Raw genomic sequence first — 12,038 nt, 5'->3', positions numbered from 1 at the left:
CCCGCATCCCCGGAATGCCCGCTTCCACTGCTCGTTGGAGAGAGTCAGATGGACACTTCGAGCTGGGCCGACGCCCAGGCCCGGACCCCCGCCTCCCGCCGCCGCGGTGCGGTCCTGGAGCGCGCGATCCTCGACGCCGCCCTGGATCAGCTCAGCACGGTCGGATGGAACGGCCTGACCATGGAAGGGGTCGCCGCCGGCGCCCAGACCGGCAAGGCGGCCGTCTATCGGCGCTGGTCCTCCAAGGAGGACCTGGTGGCGGACGCCCTGCGGGCCGGACTGCCGCCCTTCGACGCGGCGCCGGACGTCGGCAGCGTGCGCGAGGACCTGCTGACGCTCTGCATCCGGACGCGCGACGCGATGTTCTCCCGGTCCGGACTCGCCCTGCGCTCGGTGATTCACGAATGCGACACCACCCAGGCCGACCGCTTCCACGCGGTCATCTTCGAGGGGGTCGTCGAGCCTACCCTCGCCATGCTGCGCGAGGTGATCGAGCGAGGTGTGGAGCGGGGAGAGGTGCGCCGCGACGCGGCCAACGACTACGTGTGCGACGCGATTCCGGCGATGATGATGTACCGCACGAAGATGTGCGGGAGTGAATGGACGGACAGGGATCTGACCGAAATGATCGACCAGTTGATGGTTCCGCTGCTGCGGCCGGACGCCGGCTGACGCCCGCTCCCGGCGGCCCGCGGGCCGCCGGGGGAGGCGGGTGTCGCGGCCCGCGTCGGGCGGCGTACGCTAAGGGCGCCATGCCGTACGAACCACCCACCCACACCGTCGAGCGCTCACTCCGCGCCACGACCGGGGCGAAGATCATTGCAGGTGTCGACGAGGTGGGGCGCGGCGCGTGGGCCGGGCCGGTCACCGTCTGCGCGGCCGTCACCGGACTGCGCCGACCCCCCGAGGGGCTCACCGACTCCAAGCTGCTGACCGTCAAGCGCCGCACCGAACTCGCGGAGACGCTGCGGGCCTGGGTGACGTCGTACGCCCTCGGGCACGCGTCCCCCGAGGAGATCGACGAGATGGGGATGACGGCCGCCCTGCGGCTGGCGGCGGTCCGCGCCCTGGACGCGCTGCCGGTCCGGCCCGACGCGGTGATCCTCGACGGCAAGCACGACTACCTCGGGTCGCCCTGGAAGGTCCGGACGGTCATCAAGGGCGACCAGTCGTGCGTGGCGGTCGCCGCCGCCTCGGTGATCGCCAAGGTTCAGCGCGACAAAATGATGGCCGAACTGGGCCTCGACCATGCAGACTTCGGTTTTGCGGACAACGCCGGGTATCCGTCGCCCGTGCACAGGGCCGCACTGGAGGTCCGGGGACCCACTCCGTACCACCGGATGTCGTGGGCGTATCTTGATGCGCTGCCCCAGTGGCGGCACCTCAAGAAGGTCCGCACCTGGACCGAGGAGAGCGTTCCGGCGATCGACGGTCAGCTCGGTTTCGAGTTCTGACGATTCCGTTCGCACTCATGTGCCACCCGGCGGCGCGAGCCGTACCAACGTTTGATAAAAAACAGCCCATGCCTCTCATTCCCGAGGAGCCTCAGATTCACGAGAGTGCCCAGGGTCCCCGCGCCACGCCGGCCAGCGGCCGCACCGCGCCGACCCCCCGTCCCGTACCCGGTCCCCGCCCTGCGGCTCCGCGTCCCGGCCGTCCCGGACCGCACCGGTCCGCACCGCCGGCGCAGCGCACGGCGCGTGACGCGACCGCCACGGCCAAGCCGGGCCCTTCCGCCCCGGCCGCAGCCGACGCGCCCACCGCACAGGTCCAGTTGATCCCGGCGTCCGCCGAGGGGGCGCTCGACGCCGCCGAGGAGGCCGTGGACCTGCTGCTCGACTCGGGCCGTGCCCCGGGTGACGTGCTGGTGATCACCACCGGCGAGCCGCACCCGTGGGCCACCCACGAACTGTCCTTCGGCGAAGCCTCCTACTGGGCCCAGCACGACGCGGGCGACGACGTCTTCTACGCCGACGCCGCCGTCGCGCACCGTGCCGCGTCCCGGCCCGTCGTCGTGGTCGCCGTCAACGGCGGTCCCGAACCGGCCGCCGTGACCGCCCTGTCGGCCGCCCACGCCAAGTCGGGTGCCCTGCTGATCGTCTGCGGCGACCCGCAGCGCATCAACGCGGTGCTCGGCGCGGGAGTCTGAGCCACCCGCCCCGGCATCCACGGACGCCGGGGCCGGGGGCGCGCCGCAGGCGAGCCCGCGGCAAGGACCTGGCCGCCCGCGCCTCGCGGGTGAGGGCGCCTGGTGCCCTGCCGCCGCCACGTCCGCGGTGTCGCGCCGCGTGGTGTGCCCGCCGCCGCACGGCCGCGTCCGGCAGCCCTCCGACGGAGCCGCGGGGCGCGAGCATTCCGGTGGGGGGGCGCGCAGCGTGCGGCTCTCGGCACGGTTGCCCGGAACCGGCACCTGACCTCGTACCGCGGTCGCCGGGCGGGGGACCTAGCGCGCGGCTGCCCGGCGCATGACCTCCGAGGCGACGCCGCCGGTCCGGGGTATGCGCGGAGGTGCCTCCGACAGGGCCACCGGCTCGGGTGCCGAACCGGCGCTGGGACGGCGGCCGCCCCGGCCCTCGCCCAGTACCTGCCAGCCGTCACGTGTCAGCGTGATGTAGGCGCCGCAGCGCAGCCCGTGCAGCGTGCAGGCGTCCCGCAGGCCCCACATCCACGCACCGTCCTCCTCGGTCCACCGCGCGTCCCCCTCCCGGCAGTACAGGAGTACCGCGGTGCGCACCGGAGTGCGGCGCCGCAGGTCGTGCGGGATGACCCGGCGCAGCTGCGCGAGCAGGGCGTTGCGGAACATCCAGCCGTCCGCGGGGGCCGGCCGACGGGTGAACGAGGCGCTCGCGCACAGCCGTTCGTCCGGGTCGAGCACGGCGACGACCGCGGTCGCGGGCCCGGGGCGGTGCCGGGCGTGCAGGCCACTGACGACCTCACGGGGGTTGCGCAGCAGCGGGATTCCCGCGGCGGCCCACTCCGCGGGTTCGAGCACACGGTGGGCGGATGCGGCGGGCGCGGACAGCGATGCCGCCGAGGACGGAGCGAATCCGAAGGTCACGGTCCTCCCTTCGGCTACGCCCACAGCGGGCGGGGTCGGATTCGGGGAGCGCGCACGCAACAGCGCCCTACCTGGGCGGCAGACGGGCCGTGCGGGTGCGGACCTCAATTCTTCCTGTCGAACTGAGCCGCGGCAACGAGCAATTGGGGCAGCGGACCGTTATCGGATGATGCGCGGCTAATATCCCCGCCCCTGCTCTCCGGCTTCCGCACGGCCGGCGGCCGGCCCCGGATCGTTCCTATGCCCTGCGAGTGCGGGGCGTCCAGAGGCGTGCACGCAGCGTTCCGTACACCGGCGACCGGCGACCGGCGACCCGCGATCGGCCGCGACCGGCGGCGACGCGGTGACCTGGGCCGTCCCGGGCCCGCCGCCGAGCCCGGGACGGCCCGGACCACCGAGCCGACGGGTCGGCTCAGCCCTGCACCGCCAGGACCAGCGGCAGCACTCCGGGAGCCCCCGCCCGCCGCAACAGGCGCGCCGCGACAGCGAGCGTCCAGCCCGTCTCCGTGTAGTCGTCGACGAGCAGCACCGGGCCTTCGCCCTTCCCCAGGGCCTCGGCCAGCGCCGGCGGTACGGCCAGCGCCCCGTCCAGGGCCTTCAGGCGCTGGGCACTGTTGCTGCGGGACGCCGGGAACGCCTCGCCGGTGTACTCCAGCGAGCCCAGCAGCGGCAGCCTGCCCACCTCCGCGATCCGCGCGCCCAGGGACTCGATCAGCGCGGGGCGGCTGCGCGAGGCGACGGTGACCACACCGACCGGCCGCGCCACGGCGTCCGCGCCGCCCGACGCCCACCCTCCGGGCCCCCTCGCCCAGTCGGCCAGCACGCCGACCACGGCCTTGGCCACGTCGTCCGGAACCGGACCGTCCGGCGCACCGGGGGCGAGCAGCGGGCGCAGCCGGTTGCCCCAGCCGATGTCCGACAGGCGTCCCAACGCCCGCCCCTGAGCGGGGAGGTCCCCCGCGGGGATGCGCCCCTTGAGGTCCATGCCGATGGCCGGCAGCCCGGTGGGCCACATGCGCCGCGGCTCCACCTCGACACCGGCCCGGCCGAGGTCCGTGCGGGCCGCCTCCAGTGCGGCAGCGGACGCCTCGGCGGAGTGGCGGACTCCCGCGCAGTTGTCGCAACGGCCACAGGGCTTGGCGGCCTCGTCGTCCAACTGGCGCTGCAGGAACTCCATCCGGCAGCCGGTGGTCGTCGCGTACTCCCGCATCGCCTGCTGCTCGGCCTTGCGCTGCCGCGCCACCCAGGCGTACCGCTCGGCGTCGTACGTCCACGGCTGCCCCGTGGCGGTCCACCCGCCCTTGACCCGGCGCACGGCCCCGTCCACGTCGAGGACCTTCAGCATGGTCTCCAGACGGGACCGCCGCAGTTCCACGAGCGGTTCGAGGGCGGGCAGCGACATCGGCCGGTCGGCGCGCGCCAGGATGTCCAGGGTGCGGCGGACCAGTTCCTCCGACGGGAAGGCGAGGGAGGCGAAGTACTCCCAGATCGCCTCGTCCTCCCGGCCCGGCAGCAGCAGCACCTCGGCGTGCCGGACCCCGCGCCCGGCGCGGCCGACCTGCTGGTAGTAGGAGATCGGGGAGGAGGGCGAGCCGAGGTGGACCACGAACCCCAGGTCGGGCTTGTCGAAGCCCATCCCGAGCGCGGACGTGGCGACCAGCGCCTTCACCTTGTTGGCGAGCAGGTCCTCCTCCGCCTGCTGCCGTTCGGCGTTCTCCGTCTTGCCGGTGTACGCGGCGACCGTGTGGCCGCGCTGCCGCAGGAAGGCGGTGACCTCTTCCGCGGCCGCCACGGTCAGGGTGTAGACGATGCCCGAACCCGGCAGCTCGTCCAGGTGGTCGGCGAGCCACGCCATCCGGTGCGCCGCGTCCGGCAGGTGCAGCACGTGCAGGCTCAGGCTGTCCCGGTCCAGCGGGCCGCGCAGCACGAGCGCGTCCGTCGATCCTCCCGTGCCCAGTTGTTCCGCCACGTCGGCCGTCACCCGCGCGTTGGCCGTCGCGGTGGTCGCGAGCACCGGAACGCCCGCGGGCAGGTCCGCCAGCATGGTGCGCAGCCGGCGGTAGTCCGGACGGAAGTCGTGGCCCCAGTCGGAGATGCAGTGTGCCTCGTCCACCACCAGGAGCCCGGTGGCCGCGGCCAGTTCGGGCAGGACCCGGTCGCGGAAGTCCGGGTTGTTCAGCCGCTCGGGGCTGACCAGGAGCACGTCGACGGCTCCGGCACCGATCTCCTCCTGGACGGTGTCCCACTCCTCGACGTTCGACGAGTTGATGGTGCGCGCCCGGATGCCCGCCCTCGCGGCCGCCTCGACCTGGTTGCGCATCAGGGCGAGCAGCGGCGAGACGATGACCGTGGGGCCACTGCCCCGGGACCGCAGCAGTGACGTGGCCACGAAGTAGACCGCGGACTTGCCCCACCCGGTGCGCTGCACGACCAGCGCCCGGCGCTTCTCGGCGACCAGCGCCTCGATCGCCCGCCACTGGTCCTCGCGCAGCCGGGCCTCGCCCGACGCGTCCCCGACGAGACGGGCGAGGACCGTGTCGGCGGCGGTCCGGAGATCCGCGTTGTTCGTGTGCTCCATGCCTCCATACAACAGGACGGCACTGACGGACGGGTCGCCGAGCGGTGCGGAGGCGCCGGCGCGGCCCGGTGGGCCGCCCCGCTTATGGCGTGCCCCTGATCAAAGTTATCCACAGGGTAAGCGGACGATTGCGATCCGCGAGATCGTCCTCACATGACGCATCACATCGAAACGACCGGATCCCCCGAAAACGGCGACAAGACCGACCGCTGCGCCGACGACATCGACCGCCGGCCCGCCGCAGACGACCGCCGGCCCGCCGCAGACGACCGCCGGCCCACCACTGACGACCGCCGCCTGGGCGCAGACGACCGCCGCCCCGCCGCTGACGACCGCCGTCCCGCCGTGGACGATCGGCGGCCCGGCGCCGGCGGGGGCCACCTCGGCGCTGATGGACGTCGGTCGGCAGGTGACGACCGGCGGCTCGCGGGGAGCGACGACCTCTCCGGGGACGGCGGCCGTCCGCGCGGAGGGGGAGGCGGGGTCGGGTCGGGGCAGGACGGTGCGGCGGGTCCTGCGGCTCGGGAAGGCACCGGGGCTCCCGTGGAGCCGGCTGCGCACGCCGACCCCGGGCCCCCGCTCCCGCCTGACGGGGGAGGACGGCCCCCGCTTCCCGCGCCGGACATCGCCTGCACCGCCTACCAGGGCCATGGCGACAGGCAGCAGATCACGCTGCGCAGCCCCGCCGAACTCGTCGACGCGCTGCCCTATCTCCTCGGCTACCGGCCCGAGGACAGCATCGTTCTGGTGACGCTGCACGAGAAGGACGGGCAGGGCCGGTTCGGCGGCCGCGCCCGCCTCGGCATTCCGGCCGACCGCGACGACTGGCCGTCGGCCGCGCGGCAGCTGGTCCGCGGCCTGGTACTCGGGAGCACCCGGCGCGGGACCCCGCCGGAACAGATGATCCTCTTCCTCTGCAGGGAGCCGGAGCGCGGGGCCTCCGGCCGGGAGGTCAAGGAACACCTCGCCCCGCTGGCCCACGCCCTGCGCGTCGAGTGCGGTGCCCTCGACGTCCCGGTGGTGGAGGCGTTGTGCGTCTCCGACGGCCGCTTCTGGTCGTACTGCTGCGACAACCAGGAGTGCTGCCCCGCCGCGGGCACCCCCATGGGCCTGGCCGGCACCTCCGTACTGGCCGCCGCGGCCACCTATGCCGGACTCCAGGTCCGCGGCACCCTGCGCGAGCTCCGCGCCCGCCTCCAGCCGAGGGAGGGCTTCGCGACCGCCGACCAGGAGGCCGCCCTCGACGCGGCCGGGCTGGAACTGGTGCCCCGCATCCTCGACGAGGCGGGCCGCGTCGAGGTGGCCGACGAGACCCTGCGCCTCGCCGAGCGGATCCTGCGCCGCTTCGCCGCCGCCCCGCCCGCCACGGGCGCCCTCCCGGCGGACCTGCGGGACGACGAACTGATCCGCCACGACGAGGCCGCGACCCTGATCCTCGGCCTCCAGGACCGGACCACACGCGACCGCGCGGCGGAGTGGATGGAGGGCGACGACGCAGCCCCGGCCCTCCGCCTGTGGCGAGCACTGGCCCGCCGGTGCAGCGGCCCGTACGGCGAACACGCCGCCGCTCCCCTGACCCTCGCCGGGTGGGTCGCCTGGTCCACCGGCGACGAACTGGAAGCCCGCGAGGCCTTCGCCATGGCCCTCGGCGCGGACCCCGACTATCTCTTCGCCCGGCTCTTGCACCAGGCCTGCAACGAGGGCCTCGACCCCGAGTCGGTCCGGCGCTGCCTGCGCTCGGAGCGGTCCGCCCGGGCCGACGGCCGTGGCGGTGCTGGTGGCGGTGACGTTGGCCATGGCGGTGAGGGGCACGGCAGGAGCACAGGGGCGAGTGGCCCCGCGCTCCCCGGGAATGCCGGCGCGCCCGGCGGAGGCGTCGGGGGAGTTGGGGGAGCCGCCGGTGCCGCGGAGGCCGGTGGTGCTGGAAAGACCGGTGGTGCAGGGGGGATCGGTGGTACCGGGGAGGCCGGGGCCGGAGCCCTCGACGCCCGGGACGCGGCGCCGCACCGTCGGCGTGAGGGGCGGGAGCCGGGGCCCGGAGGCACGTCGCCCCGACGCCGCACGCGAACCGACGGCCGCCGTCCCAGTGCGCGCATCCCCCGCCAGCGTGCGTGGGCGGGCGCCACGCACCCGGGGGGCGGTGCACGGGGCGGGCTCCGCCCGGGCGCCGCGACGGACGGCGGCACCCGCCCGGCGGGGACACACCCCGGAACACCGGGTCGGGGGACCTCCCGCCGTCCCAGGGGAGGTGCCGGAGGCGCTGCGGGCGAGGCAGGCGCGCCGCGCACGCCGGGAGGGGCGTGGCAGCACGGAACCGAGGGCGGTGAAAGTCAGCGTTGAGGGAGAGGAAAAGGGGAGCGACCGGTGCGGGCCGGACCGTCAGCAGCCCTGGACATGTGGGCGCGGAGCGTGACTCCGTCGCAGGGCCTTCCGGTGCGCTGGGAGCGTCGTGGAAGCGGAGAGAGCGGCCGGGACGCATGCCCCGGCTGGGGCCGGGTGCCTCACGAGCCGGGACGGGTGTGGGGTGGGGACGGCACGAGTCGTGGTGGTGTGCAGGGATGACCGGTGGGGAGTCGGTGCTGTGGTCCGGTCGGTCGCCGCGACTCGGTGGTGGGCTCGACGACCGGGAGGCTGTCGCCGGTGTGCTCCGGGGTGGGTGCTTGACCGGTCCGACGGGTCCGACGACCCGACCGGCCCGACCCGCGCGTACGGCGGGGGCGACCGGGCGGGGCAGCGCCGGCGTGCCGCTCCGCCGAGGCGTGCCCCGACGCCCGGCCGCCCCGCCGAGTCGCCCCCGCCGTCCCACCGCCCCGCCGTCCCTCCGCCCCCGGCAGGCGGCCGCTGGCGGCGGCCGTGCGTGACCCGGGGAGGGCGGCACCGTTGACCGGAGGGGCGGGGCGTCCTCACCCGGGCTGGGACGCCGACCCGCCCCAGCCCGGCCGGAGCTCGCCGCTGCGTCGGCCGCGTCCGAGCCCCCGAGCGCAGAGGAACCCCAGACGTGCAGCAGTCACCCTCAACCGCCCCGGCGGACGACCACCGTTCCGCGAACGGGTCGGCTCCGGCGCTCGCCGGCCGACGCGGGATCGCGGAGCCGGCCGGACGCCCGAGCCGCCCCGCCGACGCCACGGCCTCGCACCCCGGCGAGCAGTACGTCGGTGCGGCGCCCCGGGAACGCGGCCCCGGCCGCACCGGGACGCCGGCCGCACCGGACGACCTGGCCCGGCCTGCCCTCCCGTCCGGTGCCGGTGCACAGGGGAGATCGCCCGGGATGCCCCGGCCGGGGGGCGCACCGAGCTGGGCCCGGGAGCGCTTCGGCCCGGCCGGTGGCATTCAGGACCCCGCCCCGTGCCCGTCCGCAGCGCCCCACCACACCACTGTCCGGCTCCCGCGGCCCGACCGTCCCATCGACCCGCACCCGTCCGCCCCCACCGCCCCGGCCACGGCCGGACCGGTGGGGACGCCCCCCGGCCACCCCTTCCGCCGCCGCAGGTCACCGGCCGACGCCCGGCAGCGCGCCCCGCCTGCTCGCGGAGCTGCCGGCGGTGCACACCACCCTGACCGGTGTCGCCCTCCCCGGTCTCGTCATCTCCACGGAGCAGGGACAGCTGACCGGAGACGGGCTGGAAGGGTTCTACCGGGCCGGCATCCGGCTGCTGGCCCGCTGCCGGGTCCGGGTGGCGGGGCGCGAACCGCTCATGGTGCAGGCCCGGACGATCGGCGCCGACCGGGTGCGGTCCGTGGGAACCCTCAGGGCCTCGGGGCAGTCGGGACCGGACCCGGACGTCCTGGTCGAACGGATCCACTCCGCGGACGGTACGGAGCGGATCACGCTCCACAGTGCCGCCCCGCACCCACTGCGGCTCCCGGTCGAGGTGGCACTCGGTACCGACCTGGCCGACCTCGCGGCGATCGCCTCCGGGGACGCGGGGCCGGAACTGCCCGCCCACGTCCACACCTCCGGGCTGCGCTGGTCCGGCGGCACCCGCAGCGCGACGGTCACGGCCGAACCCCCGCCCGCCGACGCCCTGGCCTGCGCGGGTGTGCTGCGCTGGGAACTCGAACTGCCCCCGGGCGGCAGGGCGAGCGTGCTCCTGCGGGTGCGCCCCGGCGGAGGGGCGCCCCTGCGTGCCGTCGGGTACGGGGCCACCAGCCCGCTCGCACCCGCACGGGCGACCGGTGACGACCAGCGGGTCGCCGCGCTGCTGCGGACCAGCCTCGCCGACCTCCGGTCCCTGCTGCTGCGCGACCCCGTCAACCCGTCTGACACCCATCTCGCGGCCGGTGCTCCCTGGCGCTGCGGCCCGGCGCCCGCCGACGCACTCGCCGCCGCCCGCATGGCGCTCCCGCTGGGCACCGGCCTGGCCGCGGGAACCCTGCGCATGCTCGCCCGTACCCAGATGCCCGGACCGGGCCCGCGCGCCGGGATGATCCCCGGGCCGCGCAGGGACGCCGGCCCGCACGTGCCCCCGAGCTGCACCGGGACGGAGGCCACCCTCCTCTTCCCCGTCCTGCTGGCGGAGGCCCGCCGCTGGGGCCTGCCCGAGCAGGACACCGAACAGTTGCTGCCCGCCGCCGAACGCTGTCTGACCTGGCTGCGCAACACCGTGCGCGACGGTCTCTACCTGCCGGACCCGCAGCCCGGCGGACCGTGCCGCGCCGAGACGCAGGCGCACGCCCACCGTGCGGCCCTGCTCGGCGGCGACCTGCTCGACGCCTTCGGCAGACCGGGCGGTGCGGAACTGCGGCAGTGGGCCGGTGCCGTGCGGACCGCCTTCCGAGACGACTTCTGGGCCGACGCCCCGGGCGGGGGCCGGCCCGCCGCGGTCCGTGCGGGCGACGGCCGTCCGGTTCCGCACGCGGGCGCCGCGGCCGTGCACCTGCTCGACACCGGCCTCCTCGCCCGCGGTGAGCTCGCCCCCGGGCTGCTCGGCCACACCGACACCGGGCACCTGGCCCGGATGCTGGGCGGACCCGGCATGGACTCCGGCTGGGGGCTGCGCGGACTGGCCGTCCGGGACCCGGGATACAACCCCTTCGGTCACCGGTCCGGTGCCGTGCGGGTCCACGAGACCGCCCTCGCAGTGGCGGGACTCGCCGCCGCCGGCCACGAGGCGGAGGCGGCGTCGCTGCTGCAGGGCCTGCTCGCGGCGGCAGCGGAGTTCGACCACCGGCTGCCGGAGAGGTACGCCGGGGAGCAGCGGACGGAGGGGGGCGCACCGCTGCCGCACCCGGCGGCCTGCCGCCCCGCCGCCCCGGCGGCGGCGTCCGCGCTGCTGCTGCTGACCACCGTCGCGGGCATCCGTCCCGACGCCCCCGCCGGCACCGTGTCCCTGCACCCGATGCGCAGCGCCCCGATCGGTGAAGTGGGTCTTACCGGACTGAACATCGCCGGAGCACCGTTCTCCGTGCGGGTCGGCCGACTCGGTGTCGCCGTGGTCGAGGAGGCCGCCGACGGCCTTCAGCTGGGCGTCTGACCTGCCCCGACGGGCCGGGTCAGGGCCGCGGGGTCCGGAACGCGGTGACCGTTCGGGACCGATGATGATCAATCGTGGGTGGGGTCCGCGAAGGGAGTGCTTATCGTCAGTGAGACGACTATGATCGCGGCATGCCCTACGACCCGTCAGCCTTCCCGCCCTTCGCCGTCACCGTGGACCTGGTCGTGCTGACCGTGCGCCGTCATGCGCTGTGTGCGCTGGCGATCCGCAGGGGCGAGCCCCCTTTCCAGGGGCGCTGGGCCCTTCCGGGCGGGTTCGTACGGGCCGATGAGGACCTGGCCCAGGCGGCGGCGCGCGAACTGGCCGAGGAAACCGGCCTGCACGTGCACGACCCCGGCGCCCCGGTCCAGGACAACGGGGCCCACCTCGAGCAACTCGCCACGTACGGCGACCCGAAGCGCGACCCCCGGATGCGGGTCGTCAGCGTCGCGCACCTCGCCCTCGCCCCCGATCTGCCCGCCCCCCGGGCCGGCGGCGACGCGGCCAACGCCCGCTGGGCGCCGGTCGAGGAGTTGCTGCTGCTGGGCGGCTACGGCCGGGACGACGACCAGGTCGCCCCCCTCGCCTTCGACCACGCGCAGATCCTCGCGGACGGGGTGGAGCGCGCTCGCTCGAAGATCGAATACTCGTCCCTGGCCACGGCGTTCTGCCCGCCCGAGTTCACCGTCGGAGAACTCCGGCGGGTCTACGAGGCAGTGTGGGGAGTGGCCCTCGACCCGCGCAACTTCCACCGCAAGGTCACCGGCACCCCCGGCTTCCTCGTCCCGACCGGCGGAACGACCACCCGCCAGGGCGGACGGCCCGCCCAGCTCTTCCGGGCCGGCGGAGCCACGCTGCTCAACCCGCCGATGCTGCGCCCCGAGGTGTGACGCCGGGCCCGCAGGGCCTGCCCCGACCTCACGTCCGG

Annotated in this window: 8 protein-coding genes; 6 read left to right on the top strand and 2 right to left on the bottom strand. The window is 75.6% G+C overall.

The annotated features are described in order from the left end of the window. Positions 1 to 48 precede the first annotated feature (48 nt). The 3 genes from ACSU53_RS07380 (at position 49) to ACSU53_RS07370 (ending at position 2,149) form a co-directional block, all read left to right on the top strand. The gene (locus tag ACSU53_RS07380; RefSeq protein WP_437025757.1) at positions 49 to 672 is read left to right on the top strand and encodes a TetR/AcrR family transcriptional regulator; all 624 of its coding nucleotides are present in this window, start codon (positions 49 to 51) and stop codon (positions 670 to 672) included. Between the two features lie 80 nt (positions 673 to 752). After that, the gene (locus ACSU53_RS07375; RefSeq protein ID WP_437025756.1) at positions 753 to 1,454 is read left to right on the top strand and encodes a ribonuclease HII; all 702 of its coding nucleotides are present in this window, start codon (positions 753 to 755) and stop codon (positions 1,452 to 1,454) included. A gap of 68 nt (positions 1,455 to 1,522) precedes the next feature. Beyond that, positions 1,523 to 2,149: a hypothetical protein gene (locus ACSU53_RS07370; protein WP_437025754.1), complete on the top strand. Its 627-nt coding sequence runs from the start codon at positions 1,523 to 1,525 to the stop codon at positions 2,147 to 2,149. A gap of 294 nt (positions 2,150 to 2,443) precedes the next feature. Here the strand turns inward: ACSU53_RS07370 and ACSU53_RS07365 are convergent, their stop codons facing one another. Further along, complete coding sequence (locus ACSU53_RS07365; RefSeq protein WP_437025751.1) at positions 2,444 to 3,058, bottom strand: hypothetical protein; 615 nt, start codon at positions 3,056 to 3,058, stop codon at positions 2,444 to 2,446. A gap of 412 nt (positions 3,059 to 3,470) precedes the next feature. Further along, entirely contained in the window at positions 3,471 to 5,636 is a 2,166-nt protein-coding gene (locus ACSU53_RS07360; protein ID WP_437025749.1) for a RecQ family ATP-dependent DNA helicase, read from the bottom strand. 543 nt (positions 5,637 to 6,179) lie between these two features. On the opposite strand from ACSU53_RS07360, the gene ACSU53_RS07355 reads away from it, so the two are divergent. The 3 genes from ACSU53_RS07355 (at position 6,180) to ACSU53_RS07345 (ending at position 12,000) form a co-directional block, all read left to right on the top strand. Continuing rightward, positions 6,180 to 7,976: a DUF4192 domain-containing protein gene (locus ACSU53_RS07355; RefSeq protein WP_437025747.1), complete on the top strand. Its 1,797-nt coding sequence runs from the start codon at positions 6,180 to 6,182 to the stop codon at positions 7,974 to 7,976. 1,202 nt (positions 7,977 to 9,178) lie between these two features. Continuing rightward, positions 9,179 to 11,110, top strand: coding sequence for a glycogen debranching N-terminal domain-containing protein (locus ACSU53_RS07350; protein WP_437025745.1), 1,932 nt, complete (start codon positions 9,179 to 9,181; stop codon positions 11,108 to 11,110). Between the two features lie 131 nt (positions 11,111 to 11,241). Beyond that, the gene (locus ACSU53_RS07345; RefSeq protein WP_437025743.1) at positions 11,242 to 12,000 is read left to right on the top strand and encodes an NUDIX hydrolase; all 759 of its coding nucleotides are present in this window, start codon (positions 11,242 to 11,244) and stop codon (positions 11,998 to 12,000) included. The last annotated feature ends 38 nt before the right edge of the window (positions 12,001 to 12,038 follow it).

Origin of the sequence: Streptomyces sp. enrichment culture (assembly GCF_964273255.1) — a bacterium.
Lineage (GTDB): Bacteria > Actinomycetota > Actinomycetes > Streptomycetales > Streptomycetaceae > Streptomyces.
This window is presented reverse-complemented; position numbering and strand designations above follow the sequence as displayed.

Coding starts and splice junctions, on each gene's coding strand:
- ACSU53_RS07380 (WP_437025757.1), top strand. CDS start 49: ATGGACACTTCGAGCTGGGCCGACGCCCAGGCCCGGACCCCCGCCTCC.
- ACSU53_RS07375 (WP_437025756.1), top strand. CDS start 753: ATGCCGTACGAACCACCCACCCACACCGTCGAGCGCTCACTCCGCGCC.
- ACSU53_RS07370 (WP_437025754.1), top strand. CDS start 1,523: ATGCCTCTCATTCCCGAGGAGCCTCAGATTCACGAGAGTGCCCAGGGT.
- ACSU53_RS07360 (WP_437025749.1), bottom strand. CDS start 5,636: ATGGAGCACACGAACAACGCGGATCTCCGGACCGCCGCCGACACGGTC.
- ACSU53_RS07345 (WP_437025743.1), top strand. CDS start 11,242: ATGCCCTACGACCCGTCAGCCTTCCCGCCCTTCGCCGTCACCGTGGAC.